The organism is Sphaerisporangium sp. NPDC005288 (genome assembly GCF_040607475.1).
GTDB classification, from domain to species: Bacteria; Actinomycetota; Actinomycetes; order Streptosporangiales; family Streptosporangiaceae; genus Sphaerisporangium; species Sphaerisporangium rhizosphaerae.
Window position 1 is genome coordinate 40845 of record NZ_JBEXGT010000013.1, and the last position, 17744, is coordinate 58588.

The following is a 17744-nucleotide window of genomic DNA, read 5'->3' on the forward strand; positions in this document are numbered from 1 at the left end:
CGGGGCTCTAGTCCGAGGTCCTCGTCCAGACCTGGTAGGAGCCGTCGCCGAAGGTCGTGGAGAACGGCAGCTCCGCGGAGAGGCGGTACCTGCCGCTGCTCGGCAGGGCCTTCGCGATGGCCGGGTCGAACTTCGAGACTCCGGGTTTCTGCAGCACCACCAGGTCGTAGCGGCCGTCGCCGATGGCCGCCGTGTAGGCGTTCGCACCGGTGTGCTCGACGCCCTCGGCGTCGGTGTAGCCGAGGTGGTAGGTGCCCGTCCACTGGCTCCAGTCGGTGACGTCCTGGAAGTAGTAGGTGGGCACCTGCGCGATGTCCGCCAGGTACCGGCCCTCGCCGTTCACCTGCGGACGGAGCAGGTCGACGAGCCGCGTCGAGTCCGGCCAGGTCGCATACCGCCACTGCGACTGCGCCACGCCTGAGGAGAAGGCGAACCCGATGATGCCCAGGCCGATCGCGGCGCGGACGACGAGGAGGCCGATCGGTGTGCGGCGGAACGGCGGGCCGACGATCGTGGACAGACCCAGCCCGGCCAGCGGCGCGAAGAAGAACAGGCCGAACCCGACGTGCTTGTGCAGGGACACGGAGGTCGACAGGTGGATCTGGTAGGCCGGGGCCAGCAGGCCCGTCCCGCAGAGCAGCAGGCCCAGCGTCGCGCGCCACACCCTGCCCGGCACCTCGCCGGCGGCCTTGCGGCCCGCGGAGGCGACCTCGCCGATCCGGCCGCGCCACACGTACGCCAGCGCTCCCAGGCACGCCAGGACGAAGGCCAACCCCATCCACTCGACGGACACATCGATCAGCGAGCTCGCGGAGTTGGTGCCGTGAGGCCGGGAGGTGGTGGTGAACCGGATGCCCGCCAGGATGGAGCTGCCGTACAGCACGGCACCACCGACGGCTCCCACGGCGCCCGACAGCAGCACCCCGCGCCAGAGCGCGCGGACGCCCTGATGGGGCCAGGCGACGATGACGGCCAGTCCGACCACCGTGGGGATGAACAGTCCGGCGGCGTACTTGGTGCAGAAGGCGAGGACCAGGACCGGCGCGGCGAACAGGACCGCGAACGGGCCGGCCCGGGCGGTGCGCACCACGAGCCACGCGGCGAAAGCCAGCAGGAACAGGGCCGCGGAGTCGAAGGTCGCGAACCAGCCCAGCACGATCGTCGACTGGGAGGCCGCGAAGACGACGGCCGCGAACAGGCCCACGCGCTCGCTGAACAGACGGCGGGTCAGCGAATAGAGCAGGCCCGTGCAGCCGAGCATGAACACAAGGCTCAGGGCGCGTGCCCCGGTCAGCCCGCCCACAACGTCCATGGCCCCCGCGAGCAGGGGATACAGCATGGGGGAACCCGAGAAGGTGCTGCTGTACGAGGGGTTCACCGCGGCCCCGTGGAGGAGGTGGGCGAACTCCATGCGGCCGGCGTGGATGTACAGCGCCTCGTCCATGAAGGCGGAGTTGTGCAGCCGCGTCGACAGCAGTGCCTGCACGACCATGACCAGGGCGAGGACGGCCCGGTGCGGCCACGCGCGCCGGCGACCGGCCCGAGCGGACGCCTTTGCGGGGGCGACCTCGGGCACACCGCCGGCGGGCGTGCCGCCGAGCGGCGCCCTCATGCCTTCCGGCACGCGCGAGGCCTCTCGGACCGGCGAACGGGTCACAGGAAGTTCCTCCCTGGACCGCCGCGGGGGAGTCCCTCCGGCGCCGAAGGCCGGGCCGGTGATCTCAGGCTCCATCAGGGTGCCCTGTCTTCATCAACGGGTGCTCCATGGTGAGTCCGGCGAGCGTGCGTGACCGCGGAACGGAAGCCCGACCGCCTGCCGAGGGCGATCTCCCGGTCAGGTCCGGTCCTTCATTCCTGCCCTCGAAAGGTAGCCGAACCGGACGAAGCCGACGACATCGCGCCGCGCCACGCCGGTCAGGATGCGGCCGGTACATGGAGGGCTTGCCGGCCCGCCCACCTAGCTCGGCGTCGACAGGCTCATCACGGTGTCGCCGGCCGGGCTTTCACTCACCGAGCCGGAGGGTTTCGTACGGGTCAGCGCACCGAGCGCGAGCAACAGCAACCCTGCCGAGGCCCACGCGGCCCAGTCCCCCAGGGCGGTGTAGAGGGTGGCCGAGCCCTGCCGGGGCAGGGCGGCCGTGACCGTGGTCATGCCGGTCATGTCCGTCTTGGCGCTGTGGCCTTCGGCCAGGATCCGGCCGCGGTCGTCGCTGACCGTCAGCAGTCCCTCGCGCGCGGCGCGGGCCACCGCCAGGCCGTTCTCCACGCCGCGCACCACCGCCATGCGGCTGTGCAGCCACGCGTCCTGGTCGAAGTCCCAGGCCGGCGCGAGCAGGGCGGCGGCGCCGGCCTTGCCGTACTGCCTGACCAGGCCGGGGAAGTCCAGGTCCTTGCAGATGATGAGGCCGAGCCGATGACCGTCGAGGAAGGCCAGGCCGGTGCCGGGCCGGAACCTGCCCTCCACTCCCGGGATCATGTGGTGCTTGTCGTAGCGCACGCCGGAGGGGTAGCTCACCGCGCTGTTGGTCTCCATGGCGATCCCCGCGACCACCTCCACGCCCGGGCGGGCGAACGGCAGGTCGGTGGTCCTGAAGACCTTCTCGGGCAGCACCACGACCTCCGCGCCGTGGGCCGCCGCGTCGTCCACCGCCTCGCCGTACCGGTGGAGGACATCCTTGGAATCGTCCGTCGCGACCAGTGCGACCTTCCGTCCTGCGGTGTCGGCGGGCGTCGCGAGGCGTAGGAGACCATGGCCGAGCGTGAGCGCGACCAGCACACCCGAGACCACCGCCGCGCGTGGCCGCAGGACCGCGATGGAGGCGGGCACGAACAGCAGGAGGAAGGTGATGCCCCAGACCCCGGTGACCGAGGCGGTCTGCAGCACGGGCAGGAGGTCGGCCTGCGTGTACGCCAGGCTCCACCAGGCCCCGTGCGGTCCGGCGAGGTTCATGACGTACTCGGTGGTGACCCAGACGGCCGGTAGGGCCGACGCCGCCAGCAGCCCCCGGCCGCGCACGAGCAGGGTGCGGAAGAGCAGCACGCCCGCGCCGTAGCAGAGCGCGGGGCCGGCGATGAGGGCGGCGGCCAGCGCGGGCGGCATTTCCAGGGATCCGGTGAAGTACGGCCACATCTGCGCCTGACCGGCGAGCCAGACGAGCGTCCCGGCGGCGAAAGCCGTGCCCCTCCCCGCATGGCGAGCCAGGAACAGGACAGGGAGCGGCGCGAGCCAGGTGAGCCACCAGACGGGGTGGAGACCGGTGCCGAAGTGCATGAGGATCGCGGAGGCGAGGGTGAGGAGGATGCGTCGCATGCCGACGATCGTGCTTTCCCCCACCCCGCGGGCGCGTCACTCGCGGGTGTGATCTCCGTCGTCACTCCTGCCGGGGACCACCAGCCCGGACTCGTAGGCGAGCACCACGGCCTGGACCCGGTCCCGCAGGTCGAGCTTGGTGAGCATGCGGCTGACGTGCGTCTTGACCGTGTGCTCGGTGACCACGAGCGCGGCGGCGATCTCCGCGTTCGACAGGCCCTGCGCGACCAGCTTCAGCGTCTCGCGCTCGCGTTCGGTCAGTGCGCCGAGCCTGGCCGTCAGCCGGGGGGCGACGCCGTGGGCGGGCCGGCGCACCAGGTCCTCCAGCAGCCTCCTGGTCGCCGCCGGGGCCAGCAGGGCCTCACCCGAGGCGACGGTGCGCACGGCGTGAGCCAGTTCGTCGCGCCGGATGTCCTTCAGCAGGAAGCCGCTCGCTCCCGCCCGGACAGCGTCGTAGACGTACTCGTCGAGGTCGAACATGGTCAACACCAGTACCTTGGCGGCGGTGGTGGCGCAGATCCGCCTGGTCGCCTCGATGCCGTTCATTCCCGGCATGCGCACGTCCATCAGGACCACGTCCGGCCGGAGCCGCCTGGCCGCGGCGACCGCCTCCGCACCGTCGGCGGCCTCACCGACCACCTCCATGTCCGGCTGCGCCCCGAGGATCAGCCCGAACCCCGCGCGGAAGAGATCCTGATCGTCGGCGATGAGCACCCGTAACATGCCGGCTATCCAAGCGGAAATTCGGCCGTCACCACGAATCCCCCGTTACGCCCCGCCTCGGCCCTGAGCGTCCCGCCGCATGCCGCCGCCCGTTCTCGCATCCCGGCCAGCCCGTACCCGCCGCGCTCACCCGGCCCTCGCCCGTCGTCGGCGATCTCCACCGTCAGGCGCTCCCCCCAGGTCAGAGCCAGGCGGACGGCACGCGTACCGGCGTGTTTGCGCACGTTGGTGAGCGCTTCCTGAACGATGCGGTACACGGCGGCCTCAACGCTCTCCGCCACGGGGCGCGGGGTGCCGGCGGTCGTGCTCACCACGTCCAGGCCGCTGCGGTCGAGCAGCGCGGGGAGGTTGGCCAGACGTGGCTGGAACAGGGACTCGCCCGGGCGCTCGTCGGCGTGGCCGCACACCGGTCCGCCGCCCTCGCCCGGGGTCCGCAGCGCGGTGAGCACCCCCCGGAGCTCGGCCAGCGCACCCCTTCCCATGTCGGCGATCGCATCGAACACCGCCTCGGCCTTGTCCGGAGCGCTGCGCATCACCACCGGACCGGTTTCGGCCTGGACCACCATCAGCCCCACGGAATGGGTGATGATGTCATGCATGTCGCGCGCGATCCGGGTGCGTTCCTCGGCCGCCGCCGCGATGTGCTCCTGCTCCTGCCGCCGGGCCCGTTCGGTCAGCTCGGCGGCCCGCGAGCGGCTCGCCCTGACGCTGGTGCCCAGCGCGTAGGCGGCGACGAAGGCGGTCCCCACCAGCCGGTAGGTCTCGTCGTTCTCCCCGGGCAGCACCAACGAGGCGCCCACCGCCACCACGATCAGCGGAATCGCCGCCAGCCTCTTCCACCTGGGGCTCAGGTCGGCGATCGTGTAGACGGCCAGCAGCGGCCCGAAGGGCAGCAACGGCTTCTCCCATGTCACCAGCACCGACATCGCCGCGCCGACCAGCACCGCGACCACCATTGGCGCCCGCCTGCGCCACCCCACCGGCGCCGACGCCAGCAGCCCCAGCCCGATGATCCACCAGGGATTGGGAGCGGGCAGCAGAAGCGGGATCACCGTGGCCAGGACCACGCCCACCGCGAGCGCCCCGTCAACGGCTCCCTCGGTCCGGCCCGCTGCGAACATCCGCCCATTATCTGGATTCCTCCGCCCGCCGCCCTCACTCTCAGGAGTGATATGCGGCAGCGAAGCCGTCACCGATCGCCGAAGTTGCCGACCTCGGGGCCGGCGGCTTCGATGGACCCCGTGTCCCGTCCGTTCTCCATGCCCGCGCGCCGATATCGACCGGTCGTCCGCACGACTCTCACGGCACTGCTGATCATGATCGCTCCGCTCGCGCTGTCCGGCTGCACCGGGCCGGACGAGCCGCCGTCGCTGCCGCCCGCCGGCGTCTACGAGCACGACGCGGCGGGTGAGGACTCGCGGGCCGAGCCGATCCCGGCCGACGGCACGGCAGGGGCTCTCACTCGGCCGTTGAGGCAGGCCGGTTGGTTCTGTGCGCAGGTCCGAGCCAATGCCGACGGCCGTGCCCTGTGGTGCCGCATCGGGCTCCGCGACGAGGCGGACACGGTCTATCCGCAGGTGGCGCAGTTCCTGCTCGACCGCGACGACCGGCTCGCCTGGGCGTGGTTCCCCTCCCCGCAGGGGAACCACGAGGACGACCAGGTCGCCGAGGCCGCGGCACCGGCGCTGACCGCGATCTGGCCCGAAGCCGGTGACCGCGTGCGGCAGGAGATCGACGACTTCGACCGCGATCTCCATACCCACGGGACGCGGCCGAGCGACGGCGTCCCCCGGACGGGGTGGTCGGACACGCACGCGGACTACGGCTACGACCGGCACAACGGACTGGTCGTCACCGCCCGGGACACCTCCGTGCGACGCTGGCCGTTCGGCTCAGCGCACTACGCGACCTCGATGAGCTCCGCTGTCGATGATCTCCTGGCCGGTGGTTACGACTGCTTCTACCCACCCCAGCAGAGCTGCGACCGCACCCGGTCGAACGGCTACTTCCGTGTCACCCTCCGCGGTGACCAGATCGTCTCGGCCTGGTTCGGCATCGGCAGCGTGATCGAGTCGGGGCGGCAACGGCACCTGCTCGGCGAGGAGTTCCCGCATGGCCTCACCTTCCTCGCCGAGGCGGTCCGGCCCCAGGTCACCGAGCGAATCGAACAGTGCCGCCGATCCGGCACCGGCTTCACCGGCATCGTGGCCGGAACGGTCGTGATCATCGATGCGCGCCGGGGCGCCGTCGACGGAGACGATCTGGTGGCGTACCTCGACATCCAGATCGGCGCACCGCTGGCCGCGACCCTGCCCACCTGATCAGCCTCAACCGGCGCGGGACCGAACCAGACGCAACCGGAGCAGGCCGATGACCGAGGGACCGCCCGAGAAGCACCACACGGCGATCACCGGATCGCAGATCGCGCATCCCAGGGAAGAGTGGTCCGCGAACGGGATGATCGGGTTGCCGTGCAGGTGGTGCAGCAGATCCCAGCCGGTGTGCAGCAGCCACCCGATGCCGACGAACGTCCACGACTCCAGGCCGCGGTAGGCGCAGTAGGTCATGACGGCCGTGAAGGCGAACTCCCACGGGCCGAAACCGCCGCCGCTGAGGTAGGCGGCCCCGGCTCCGGCCACCATGATCGCGTTGAACCGGCGCCGGTGCGGTTCGCGGATCAGGGACATCAGGCACACGTACCCCACGCCGATCATGATCGGGACGACGACGCTCATCGTCGGGGGGTTTCCTGCCGGCGGCCGCCCGGCGCGGCGGAGGCACCCGCGCCGCCGTCCGCACAGCGGGACTCAGAAGCCGTGCCGGCATCGAATCGGACGATCATGAAGGTGTCCGTTCCGTTGAGAGGTGTGGTGGACGTGGTCGAGGCTAACCGGCGACGTCCCGGGCTCCTAGTGGCAGGAACGACAATGTCCAACGGGATATCGCCAACGGCTGGCGCGCGTGGTGAGCTGACGAAGAGCAGTAAGAAGCCATTGGCGAGGACCCGGTGCAGGCATATGTTCTCGCCATGCACACCGTCGTCGTCCTCGCGCTGGATCAGGTGATCCCCTTCGACCTGTCCACACCCATCGAGGTGTTCACCCGCACCCGAATGCCCGACGGCCGCCCCGCCTACCGGGTGCGGGTCTGCGCCGAGCGGCCCGACGTGGACGCCGGCCTGTTCACCCTGCGCGCCCGGTGGGGACTGGACGCACTCGCGGACGCGGACACGGTCATCGTGCCCGGCACCGCCGACCCCGCCAGACCTCTGCCGCCGGCCGTCCATGACGCGCTCTCCAGGGCCGCCGCCGACGGCACCCGGATCGCCTCCATCTGCTCGGGCACCTTCATCCTCGCCGCCGCCGGACTGCTCGGCGGGCTGCGCGTCACCACCCACTGGCTGGCCGCCGCCCAACTCGCCGCCGCCTACCCGGACATCGACGTCGACCCTGACGTGCTCTACGTCGACAACGGGCGGATCCTCACCTCGGCCGGTGCCGCGGCGGGACTGGACCTGTGCCTGCACATGATCCGCCGGGACTATGGCTCCGCCGTCGCCGCCGACGCCGCACGACTGTCGGTCATGCCGCTGGAACGCGAGGGCGGCCAGGCCCAGTTCATCGTGCGGCAGTACCCGCCCACCCCTCGCGGCTCGGCCATCGAACCCCTCCTGCGCTGGATCGAGGACAATCTCGCCCGAGATCTCACCCTCGCCGACATCGCCGTTCACGCAGGCATGAGCACCCGCACCCTGATACGGCGCTTCCGCGAGCAAACCGGCACCACACCATTGCAGTGGCTCCACCGGGCCCGTGTCCGCCAAGCCCAGCACCTGCTGGAGACCACCCGGCACTCGATGGAACGCATCGCGGCCCAGGCGGGCTTCGGCTCGCCCACCGCCTTCCGCGACCGCTTCAAACGCGTCGTCGGCGTCACCCCCCACGCCTACCGGAGCAGCTTCAGCTGAAGCCCGGCCACCAAACCAACGACAGCTGCGACAAATCGTCGACAATGGCACGAGGGCTCCGCCGGCCCGTCCGGAGCCTGAACCGTGTCCTCACCTCCACAGACAGGTTGGCAATGCATCTCCACGCAGGCGAGACCGAGGCCGTTGGCTGGCGAGTGGTGACCGTGCTCGACGCCGTCCGGCAGCTCCGGGAGGCATCACCCGACGTCACCGGACGTCCACGGGTGATCGCGATCGACGGCCGGGGCGGCGCGGGCAAGACGACCCTGGCCGAGCGGCTCCGCAGGACGGTGCCCAACTCCGCCATCGTGCACACCGACGACATCGCCTGGAACCACGCCTACTTCGACTGGGGCACCGTGCTCGCCGAGAACATCCTGCGGCCCCTGCACCGGGGTGAGGCGGTGGACTTCCGCCCTGATGCCTGGACCCTCCACGACCGGCCCGGATCGATCACCGTCCCCGCCGGTGCCGACTTCGTCTGGGTCGAGGGCACCGGCATCATCCGCGAGGAGCTCGCCCTGTGGCTGGACGCCTCGGTGTGGATGCAGGGTGACCTCGATGAGCAAGAGCGCCTGTTGGTCGCTCGCGACGGTGACTCTCCCGAGCAACAGGAGCACGTGGCGAACTGGCTGCTGGAGGAACTGCCGTTCCTGGTGCGAGAGCGGCCATGGGCCCGAGCCACCATGATCGTCGCCGGTCCTCCGCACATCGACCACGCCCCGGACACCGAACTGGTCGTCGCCCCGCCGACCAACCCTCAGATCAGCGGGTGACCGGTTCGAGATCAGGAAGGCCAGGGCGGCGCGTCGGGGGCAACGCCCCGTGCCGGCAGGGACCCTATAGAGGACTACCAACGGAGGCGTTGCGCCTGCCAGTCGAAGCTCTTGAGCCGGTGGCGATGCACGGCGCCCACCTCGGGCCGGCGGAAAACTCGGTGGTGCGGTCGGCCACTGCGAGATAGCCTCGATTGTGTCCGGCTGATCAGGGAGGTCGACATGACGTGCATGGTCCTCAGCGAGGTAGCCGCCGCCGCTGCGACGCGTGAGTTCGCCGCGATCTGACCTTCGCCCCTTTCAAGGGCTGTAGCTCGGTCAGACCACGAATTCCTCGCTGCGTGGCGGCCGCCGTCGGCTGCGGATTCCGTCCGCGCCGCCGGCTGTAGCGCCCTCATCGGCGCTGTCACCGCTTACCGCGCTACACGAGGAGAATTCGTGGATTCCGCATCATCCTTCGAGCCGCTGACGGCGGCCGAAGGCGGACCCAGTCACGTCATCCGTTCAGGCCACACCGTCAGGCGTCCTGCCCGCCCCTGGACCGGAACCGTCCATGCGCTGCTGCGCCACCTGGCCGACGCCGGGTTCACCGGCTGCCCGCAGGTGGTCGGCGATGGCTTCGACGCCGACGGCAACGAGGTCCTGACCTACATCGAAGGCACCATCGTCCACCCACAGGGCTGGTCGGATGAGGCCATCTGGCAGGTCGGCAGGCTGCTGCGCGACCTGCACAACGCCACCGCCGGCTTCCGGCCGCCGCCGGACGCCGCGTGGCAGCCATGGTGGATGCACCGAGCCGGCACTGACTCGGTGATCGGACACTGCGACGCCGGACCGTGGCACACCGTGGTGCGCGACGGTCGGCCCGTGGCGTTCATCGACTGGACGCTGGCCGGGCCGGTCGACCGTCTCGACGAGGTCGTCGCCGCCGCCTGGTGGCACGCCCAACTGCACGACGACGATGTCGCCGAACGCAACAACCTGCCGGATGCGGCCACCCGCGCCCGGCAGCTCCGGCTGTTCCTCGACGGTTACGAACTACCCACCGCCGAGCGAGACGGCCTGGTCGTCCGGATGATCGAGTTCGCGATCCGGGATTGCGCCGCCGAAGCGGCCCAAGCCCAGATCACTCCGGACTCGACGAACCCGGCACCGCTGTGGGCCCTGGCCTGGCGGGCTCGCGCCGCCGGCTGGATGATCCACCACCGGACCCTGCTGGAAGGCGCCATACAGGCGTAGGGGCAGGACTCCGGCGGCCGGGGGCGCCGACCATCACATCGATGCCCCCGGTCGATCAGAAGCAGTGAGGGCCCGGGTCAGCGATCATCTTCTGACCCGGGCCTTCGTGTGTGGAGTGGGGGTGACGGTAATCGAACCCGCGCTGCCGGCTCGGGAAGCGCATCGAGTACGGCCGGTACGGGCGTTGACCTCGATGTAGGCCGTCCGCCGTTCGTGCTCTTGGCCGCGGCTGTGGCTGTACAGCCGAGCTTTCCGGACCGCGTCGACAGACCCGCCTTGGCATGCACGGTCGGCCGGCGTCAGCCCGCGGGGGCCGACCACTCCACCAGCGGCGGGCGCACCGACGCGCACAACGGCTGACGCTTGGCGTCCGTCAACCCCAGCCGCGCCAGCAGGGCGCCACCGGCCACGGCCCTCTCCAGCACGTCCGCGGGAATGGCCTCCAGCCACAGCTTCGCCCGCCGGAACATCGAGAACGCTCCGGCCTCATCGACCGTCCCCCACGACAGGTAGACGAACCGGCCGCCCGGCCGGCCTTGCACGAACGGGCCGCGCAGATCCCAGCCGGACTCCGTGCGGATCGCGGTCACCTCCAGCTCCCACACCGCCGAGGAGACGTCCGCAGCGGTCACGCCGAGCAGTTCACCGGTACGCTCCCGCCGCTGCACGCCGACATGAATGTTGGAGTAGCCAGGAAACCCCGGTGCAGGTCCACACTCCCGGCCCGGCAGCTCGGATGCTTCGATACAGATCAGCACCCCATCATCATGCACGCCCTCGCGATGGCCCGACCAGATCGAAACGGCCCGCGGTATGCGGAGTGAAAGATCCGGTTCGAGTCGTTCCAGATCGTTCCGGACGGTGCTGAGCGGCCCTGGTATCGCGGTGGTCGTGCGGGCAGTCCTGCCCCGGCAAGGACGGCCCGCACGTCAAGCCCGGCTGAGTGCCGAGTGTGGTCAGAACCTGCCGGCCGCGATATCGGCCAGCGTCACCCGGGAGACCTCGAAGACGCTCACGGACGATGGCTTGCGTCCCGGCGCGCCGACCTCGGAGCGGATCGGCATCCCGGTCCTGGCGTCGATCGTCAGCACCTGTTCGTCGCTGCCTCCGAACAGTGCCGGTCCCGCCGTGAGGGTCAGCGTAGGCCGGCCGCCGGTCGTCGAATCCTTGACGGTGACCTCAGGAATGGTGGAAATCAGCTTGAGCACGCCCGCCCGGATCTCCGGGTTGGCCGCCCCCCGGGCCAGCGCGTCGACGCTGCCGGTCCACAGATGGTTGTCGATGAGGTTCTGCAGAGCCTTGCCGGTGGGCCGCTTCGGCGGAGCGATCCCCTTCTGCTGGTAGATGCTTCGATCCTTGGCCATGGCCTTCTCCCATGCCTTCTCCTGCTCGGCAGGGCTGAGGCCCAGCCCGAACGCGTTGGGCATGGCGTTGACCATCTGCTTCCGGGCGGTGTCGAGGTCGCCGGTCGCCGCGTAGCGCGCCGCCTCCACCTCGCGGGCGTTCACGTCCTCGGCGAGGTTGTCATGACCCGAGATCGCCGCTGGGAGGGCACTCTCGGTGTCTGTCACGTAGTAATCGCCGTTGTCGGTGTACAGGTTGTACGTGACGTCCGGCGGTCGGCTGTCAATGGTCTGGGTTCGGACGACCAGCGACGCGTCTCCCTGCAGGGAGTCGTCGCTCGCCTTGATCTCGGTCACCAGGGACACCAGCTTGATATCGGCCGCGGGTGCCTGGGCCGCGGGTGCCTGAGAGGTCGCCCAAGCCGGCGCCGCGGGTCGGGGCGCCGACGGGGCGACGACCACGATCGCCGCCGTCGCCGCGACCGCGCCGATGCCGGCGCCGATGGCGACTTTGCCCAGAATGCCCAAGCGGCGGTCGCGCGCCCATGAAGACCTCTCTGTCCGCATCGGAGCCGCCTCAGGCACCGGAGCGATCTCCGACGCTCGAGCGGCTTCGGACTCGGCCATCGCCCCCCGCAGCGCCGTCCGCGCTCGCTCGTACGCCTCGGATCGCAGGGGTGCGGCGTTCTTCAGCTGACCGACAAGATCCATCTCGTCCATGATCACTGGCTTTCCTTCACGCTGTTGAGATCGGTCAGTAGCACGACCACTTCAGGGGCGTTCCGCAGCGCCGTCCGGGCCTGGTGCAGCAGGCGGCGTGCCGTCCCGGCGGGCATGCGGAGCGCCCGCGCGGCATCGGCGACGGTCAGGTCCTCCCAGGCGACCAGGGTCAGCACTTCTCGTTCCTCCGGCCTGAGCCTGTCCAGGGCCAGCCGGAGCGCCGCCTGGGTATCGACGCGCGCGTCCACCGCCGGCCAGGGATCCCACCCGTTCGCCATGCCCGTCAGATCGGGTACGAGATCCTCGGCCGGCCGGGACCGCCAGTAGTGCCGCAGCTTGTTCAGGGCCACCCCGTACAGCCACGGCAGCGCTTCGGGGAACGACCGGTCATAGTTCCTACGGGACTCGAAGGCCGCCACCCACACATCGCCGAGGAGGTCCTCGGCCGCCTCGCGCCCCACTCGCCGCACGAGGTAGGCCCCGACAGCACCCTCGTGGCGGCAGATCACCTCCATGAAGGCTTCGGTGTCTCCGGCCAGCGATCTGCCGATCAGTTCTGCGTCTGTCGTCATGACCTTCCTCGACTCTGCTCGCCTTCCACCCTGTACTTGTCGACTCGCCTCCCAAAGCGTTCAGAACCGAGAAGAGCGAGCCGCGGGCCGGGCCAGTCGGGCGGCTGCCGAAAGCAGGGAAACCGCGCCTCCGGTCGCTCGACCAGCCCAACCCGCACCCCGCCCGCCCATGGCGCAAGGACGAGCACCAAAGGCCCACGTGGCCGTGTATCCACAGCCGGCAAGCATTTCCGCAGGTGGTGACGGGTGTAGAGCTCGACCCAACGTAGCGCCGGAACGGGTACGGCGCGGACCTCGATGCAGGGCTTCACAGGACGGCGTCTGATGACAGGCCGGTGGCGTGTCCCTGGCCGGGGATGAGGCTTGGCATGGCGAGTGCTGCGTGAGGCGGGCGGCTCTCAGTCCCGCCGCGCTCGATCTGTCTGCACGCGGAGGGTGAGCGGGAACGGGTGATCGCGGCCGGCATTGGGAAGCTCGTCGAAGCGGCCTTCCCGAGCGAAGATCACGGCGCAGGGGCACGTACGGGCACGGAAGATCGAATACCTTCCGCAGAAACGATCAAAGCCAGATCGGGAAACGATCCCTGAACCGGCTTCTCGTCATGAGAGCGGGCCGTACAGCCGATCCATCAGATATCTAGGTGGACGCGCTAGTCCGAAGTGGCCGAGAATCTAGCGGATGAGTTCATGCCCCTTCTGTCCCATCGGTGCCGGTGACGTAGACAGTGAGCTTGTCGCTTATCGCACCGCCAACGTCTTCGTTCTGCCCATCCCCTGGCAGCGAGCAAAGAACCTTGGCCACTGTCTGGTACTTCCGGCTGCGCACGTGACGAGTCTCCATGCTGTCCCTGGCGACCTTTTGGCCTAGCTGTTCGATGTGGTCGCCCAAATAACCGCTGCCGTTCGGGAGGCGTTTGGAGCACCCGGGAGCATGGTTCTCCAGAACGACAACATCCCAGGCCAGACACTGTTTCATCTGCACGTCCATGTGATCCCCCGTTCTCCCGACGACGGATTCATTCTCGCGGACCCCGACAAGCTCGAGATTCCCTTCGAAGTTCGAGCGCAGCAGGCTGTACAACTCCGCAAGGCGCTCACCAGGCGATAGCCCGGGATACCCGAAGAGCTGACGTCTCCGACTCGGTGGAGTTCGATGGGCCGGGGCTGAGGAGCGAAGTCCCGGACCGGCGGTCGCCCCCAGCCCTGTAAGGAGATCAGCCACCGCCAGGCGATCGTCAGGGTAGTAGTCCAGCGGACTAGATATGGAGATCGCCTTCTCGACGTGCGACCATCGGCTCATGACGTTGACCAGAAAGGCCCATGCCGCGTAGGCGCCCTTCCGAGGTACGCGCACAAGGATCGGAGTGCGCGACTCACAAAGCTTCGATTCATCAGGTTCCCTGTCTTGGGCGTCGCCCCATGGCTGCGGTGATCGCACTGGAGCACACCCGGATGCGGCCGGGAACAGTGGCCAGGGCACTACTGGCCTGGACGCAGGCGGTCGTTCCCGGCAGCGTCGACCGAATCGGCCCCAGGTGCATGTGTCCCGAGTGCTCCGGAGACGCACCACGCCGGCGACTCGAACAGGCACTCATCGCCTTGCCATGCTGGGCCAAGCCATACCTGTACGCCTTGGTCCTCCCCATTGACAGGCGGTTCCTTACCCGGACATCGCCGGACCCGCATGCCTCGCCCGAGTGGCCGTGGTGGCAGCAACGGCGTTGAACGTCGGGAACGGATCAAGGCGGCGGCGCGGACCTGGTGCGGCGACCGGTGGTCGGGTACGGCGAGGCGTGGTGCGGCGGGCGGCCCTGAGTCCCGCCGCCGTTCGGGACAGGCGCCCACGCCGCACGCCCGGACCGCGGAGCGGGGCGACGGGCCGTAATCGCACGCTAATTGCACGACGATCAAGAGGGAACCCTATGGAGGAATACCAACGGGCGTTCATCGGACGGATGGTCGAGCGCCTCGATGCCTACGCGGCGAGTGAGGTGACCTTGCCCAAGTTGGTGCAGGATCTCCGAGGCTTGTTCGAGGTCGCCGACCCTCGGGAGTGGGCCATCCGGGACGAGTTCGAAGATCTGTGGGTGGATCTCGACGCTGAGTGCGACCTGATGACACAGCCCTGGGCGCCACCGGGGTTGGCCGACGATGCTCGCCTGCGCCGGACTATTGACGCGATCCGTTCGTGGGCCTCGCGGACAGCGGACGGACTACCTGCTGCGTGAGGACCTGCGGGCCCGTGTAGTTGACCTGCCTGCGTGGTCTGGAGCGGGCGACGGGCATCGAAGCCGCGCTGTCAGGATCGGTGACCTGGATGATCTTTGGTAGCGGCGCAGTAGCTTGGGGTGCTCGCTGTCGGGCCACTGCCGAGCGCGGTAGTCGTCCACCCGGATGAAGGCCGGCTCTACATCGCTCTACCTTGCCGAACTCCTCGAACCCTAGAGGCTACGGTTGATCATCCTCTCTTTCAGGATCTTGCGCCCGCGCCCTCGCGATGGGCATGCTCGGTCCTCTGGGTGGCGATGAACGCGGTCGGCTTCACCGGGTCGTGTTGCCAGGGGGGGCGCACACCACGCGGCAGAGTGTCGCGGACCCCGCAGGTGCCGCGTATGGCGGTGAAAGCTAGTGTGGACGTACATAAGTAGTGACTTGCCCCATTGTCGCGCTTGTGCCGGGAGGTGAGGTGGCGGCCCGGAAAGTTAGGTCCGAGGGCCACGCCGAGCAGCCGCAGGCGGAGCAGTTCGGCGTTGTGGGGACCTTGGACGAAGGGCAGTGGAGCGCGCAGACGCTGACGCTGGCTCTCCAGCAGGCGACGACGGGCCTGGGCGGCCTGGGCGCCCTCGTGCACAGGTGCGATTCCGCTACCGGTTGCCTGCGGCTGGCGGCGGCCGGCGGGCTTCGCCCGGAGACCGCCGAGGCGTGGGCGGTTCTTCGCACCGTGCAGGACGTGGCGCCCACACGCGCCGTGCGGTGTGGTGGCTACGTCTGGGTGGGCGGAGACAGCTTGGGGATTGGGGCAGCCGGCACGGCGGCATTGCCCCTCCTGGGTGCCGATGGGCCGGTCGGGGTGTTGTCCGTGCTCACGGCAGGGCCCGCCGAGCCGGATGACGAGCAGCGGTCCTTTCTCGGTGCGGTAGCGGCATGGGCGGCTGCACGCCTGGAAGGCTTGCCCGGCACGGCGCCGGGCCTTACTTCGGCGGCCGGGTCCGAGCGGACGGTCCGGATGGGCGAGCTGACCGTGGCGCTCGCCGAGGCCGTCACCACCCGGGACGTCGTACAGGCCGTCGCGGACCATGTCCTGCCTCCGTTCCGTGCCGACGGGCTCGTGGTCTGGCTGATCGAAGGCGGCCGACTGGATGTGGTCGGCGCCACCGGGTATCCCCAGGAATTCCTCACTCTTATCGACCGGCTCCCGCTCACCGAGACCACCCCGGTGACCGATGTGTTGGGGACCGGTACTCCCCGGTTCATCGGATCACTCGCGGAGTATGGCCGGAGCTATCCAACGATGAGGCACGTGGCGGAGGCGTCACCGAGGAACGCCTGGGCGTTCCTGCCCATGATCGCCTCTGGGCGGTCCGTCGGCTCGTGTGTGGTGTCGTTCACCCGGGAGCGTGTCTTCAGCGACGAGGAGCGCACCCTGCTGACGGCGTTGAGCGGTCTGGTCGGCCAGGCGCTGGAACGGGCACGGTTGTACGACGTGGAACACGCCCGCGCACAGGAACTGCAGCGCGGCTTGCTCCCCCGAAAGCTTCCCCGTCTCCCCGTCGCCTGCGCCGCCGCGCGCTACCTGCCCGCGGGCCGGGGCGAGGAGGTGGGCGGCGATTGGTACGACCTGATCCCGCTGTCCGGCGACCGGGTCGCCATGGTGATCGGCGATGTCATGGGACACGGCATCACCGAAGCGGCCACCATGGGACGCCTGCGCACCGCTGTCCGCACCCTCGCCGACCTCGACCTGCCGCCTGACGAACTGATCGGCCACCTCAACGACCTGGTCAGCGACCTCGGTGACGACTTCTACGCCACCTGCCTTTACGCCGTCTTCGATCCCACCACCCGGACCTGTACGTTCTGCCTGGCCGGCCATCCCCCACCGGTCATCGTCCACCCCGACGGCACCGTGCTGTGCCCCCACCTGGCCGCCGACCCGCCGCTGGGCGCCGCGGAACCGCCCTTCGAGATCCACGAATTACATCTGCCTGAGGAGAGCCTGGTGGTGCTCTGCACCGACGGCCTGGTCGAATCCGCCACCCGCGACGTCGACAAGGGCTTGGCCCAGCTCCGCCAGATCCTGGCCCAGGCCGTGCCCTGCATCCCCCACCTCTGGTCAGGACGCCAGGACGACGACGTCGGGCGCCTGGAGGATCTCTGCGACACGGTCGTCTCGGCGCTGCTGCCCGCCCGTGACCAGACCGACGATGACGCCGCTCTGTTCATCGCCCACACCCGCGGTACCGCCGCCGACGATGTCGCCACCTGCAGTCTTCCCGACGATCCCAGAGCAGCCGGACAGGCCCGCAAATATGTCCGCACACAATTGGCCATCTGGGGACTAGACGATCTGACGGTCACCACCGAACTTCTGGTCAGCGAGCTCGTCGGCAACGTGATCCGGCACGCGAAGGGCCCCATGCGCCTGCGCCTGCTGCGCAGCCGCTCCCTGATCTGCGAGGTCTACGACGGCAGCCTCAGCACCCCACGCATCCGCCATGCCTCCTACACCGACGAAGGCGGCCGGGGCCTGCAACTGGTGGCCGCCCTCTCTCGGCGCTGGGGTGCCCGTTACCTCCATGACGGCAAATGCATCTGGACCGAGCAATCCCTTCCCTGCTGACGACAACGCGAAAGGATCCTCGGGTGGGATGGACTCTCTTGGTGACCGGGGCCGAGGCCGAGGCCGAACGAAGCCAAGCAAGATCAAAAGTGGGATACAGGTCAGGGTCGGTCGAGCGACCGTGAGTCCCCGCGATTCACCACTGATCGCCGTCCGTTCTGGCACGCATCGGGCACGGACGCTGGCTCTCCCCGTCGGTGCCAAAGCATGCTCGTATGAGCTTGACGTCCTCACGCCAATTCCCGGAATGATCAT

General features: G+C 69.5%; 15 protein-coding genes. 7 read left to right on the forward strand and 8 right to left on the reverse strand.

Features of this window, described 5'->3' with window-relative positions; genetic code table 11:
• Positions 1 to 7 precede the first annotated feature (7 nt).
• The 4 genes from ABZU32_RS14620 to ABZU32_RS14635 all read right to left on the reverse strand — a co-directional run bounded on the left by ABZU32_RS14620 (position 8) and on the right by ABZU32_RS14635 (position 5154).
• Entirely contained in the window at positions 8 to 1624 is a 1617-nt protein-coding gene (locus ABZU32_RS14620; RefSeq protein WP_354921989.1) for a glycosyltransferase family 39 protein, read from the reverse strand.
• Between the two features lie 333 nt (positions 1625 to 1957).
• On the reverse strand, positions 1958 to 3310 hold the full coding sequence (locus ABZU32_RS14625) for a nitrilase-related carbon-nitrogen hydrolase (RefSeq protein WP_354921991.1): 1353 nt from the start codon (positions 3308 to 3310) through the stop codon (positions 1958 to 1960).
• Between the two features lie 36 nt (positions 3311 to 3346).
• Complete coding sequence (locus ABZU32_RS14630) at positions 3347 to 4033, reverse strand: response regulator transcription factor (protein WP_354921994.1); 687 nt, start codon at positions 4031 to 4033, stop codon at positions 3347 to 3349.
• A gap of 5 nt (positions 4034 to 4038) precedes the next feature.
• On the reverse strand, positions 4039 to 5154 hold the full coding sequence (locus ABZU32_RS14635) for a sensor histidine kinase (protein ID WP_354921997.1): 1116 nt from the start codon (positions 5152 to 5154) through the stop codon (positions 4039 to 4041).
• A gap of 120 nt (positions 5155 to 5274) precedes the next feature.
• On the opposite strand from ABZU32_RS14635, the gene ABZU32_RS14640 reads away from it, so the two are divergent.
• Positions 5275 to 6354, forward strand: a complete 1080-nt coding sequence (locus ABZU32_RS14640) for a hypothetical protein (RefSeq protein WP_354922000.1) — start codon at positions 5275 to 5277, stop codon at positions 6352 to 6354.
• A 6-nt stretch (positions 6355 to 6360) separates the two neighbouring features.
• On the opposite strand, the gene ABZU32_RS14645 is transcribed toward ABZU32_RS14640, so the two are convergent.
• Positions 6361 to 6768: a DUF6010 family protein gene (locus tag ABZU32_RS14645; protein WP_354922002.1), complete on the reverse strand. Its 408-nt coding sequence runs from the start codon at positions 6766 to 6768 to the stop codon at positions 6361 to 6363.
• A 293-nt stretch (positions 6769 to 7061) separates the two neighbouring features.
• Here ABZU32_RS14645 and ABZU32_RS14650 point away from each other — a divergent pair, with 293 nt between their 5' ends.
• The 3 genes from ABZU32_RS14650 to ABZU32_RS14660 all read left to right on the forward strand — a co-directional run bounded on the left by ABZU32_RS14650 (position 7062) and on the right by ABZU32_RS14660 (position 10015).
• Positions 7062 to 8000 carry an AraC family transcriptional regulator gene (locus ABZU32_RS14650; protein ID WP_354922005.1) on the forward strand — a complete coding sequence of 313 codons (939 nt, stop codon included), beginning with the start codon at positions 7062 to 7064 and terminating at the stop codon, positions 7998 to 8000.
• 113 nt (positions 8001 to 8113) lie between these two features.
• Positions 8114 to 8776: a hypothetical protein gene (locus ABZU32_RS14655; RefSeq protein WP_354922008.1), complete on the forward strand. Its 663-nt coding sequence runs from the start codon at positions 8114 to 8116 to the stop codon at positions 8774 to 8776.
• A 438-nt stretch (positions 8777 to 9214) separates the two neighbouring features.
• The gene (locus ABZU32_RS14660) at positions 9215 to 10015 is read left to right on the forward strand and encodes a phosphotransferase (protein ID WP_354922011.1); all 801 of its coding nucleotides are present in this window, start codon (positions 9215 to 9217) and stop codon (positions 10013 to 10015) included.
• A gap of 299 nt (positions 10016 to 10314) precedes the next feature.
• Here ABZU32_RS14660 and ABZU32_RS14665 read toward each other — a convergent pair whose 3' ends face one another.
• The 3 genes from ABZU32_RS14665 to ABZU32_RS14675 form a co-directional block, all read right to left on the reverse strand.
• On the reverse strand, positions 10315 to 10788 hold the full coding sequence (locus ABZU32_RS14665) for a DUF5990 family protein (protein ID WP_354922014.1): 474 nt from the start codon (positions 10786 to 10788) through the stop codon (positions 10315 to 10317).
• A gap of 183 nt (positions 10789 to 10971) precedes the next feature.
• Complete coding sequence (locus ABZU32_RS14670) at positions 10972 to 12084, reverse strand: hypothetical protein (protein WP_354922017.1); 1113 nt, start codon at positions 12082 to 12084, stop codon at positions 10972 to 10974.
• Positions 12081 to 12650, reverse strand: a complete 570-nt coding sequence (locus ABZU32_RS14675) for a sigma-70 family RNA polymerase sigma factor (protein WP_354922020.1) — start codon at positions 12648 to 12650, stop codon at positions 12081 to 12083. Before ABZU32_RS14675 ends, ABZU32_RS14670 begins: the two co-directional genes overlap by 4 nt.
• A gap of 876 nt (positions 12651 to 13526) precedes the next feature.
• Here ABZU32_RS14675 and ABZU32_RS14680 point away from each other — a divergent pair.
• From ABZU32_RS14680 to ABZU32_RS14690, 3 genes are all read left to right on the forward strand, one after another.
• Positions 13527 to 13757: an HIT family protein gene (locus ABZU32_RS14680; protein ID WP_354922023.1), complete on the forward strand. Its 231-nt coding sequence runs from the start codon at positions 13527 to 13529 to the stop codon at positions 13755 to 13757.
• 814 nt (positions 13758 to 14571) lie between these two features.
• Entirely contained in the window at positions 14572 to 14877 is a 306-nt protein-coding gene (locus ABZU32_RS14685; RefSeq protein ID WP_354922026.1) for a hypothetical protein, read from the forward strand.
• 458 nt (positions 14878 to 15335) lie between these two features.
• Positions 15336 to 17489, forward strand: a complete 2154-nt coding sequence (locus tag ABZU32_RS14690; protein WP_354922029.1) for a SpoIIE family protein phosphatase — start codon at positions 15336 to 15338, stop codon at positions 17487 to 17489.
• The last annotated feature ends 255 nt before the right edge of the window (positions 17490 to 17744 follow it).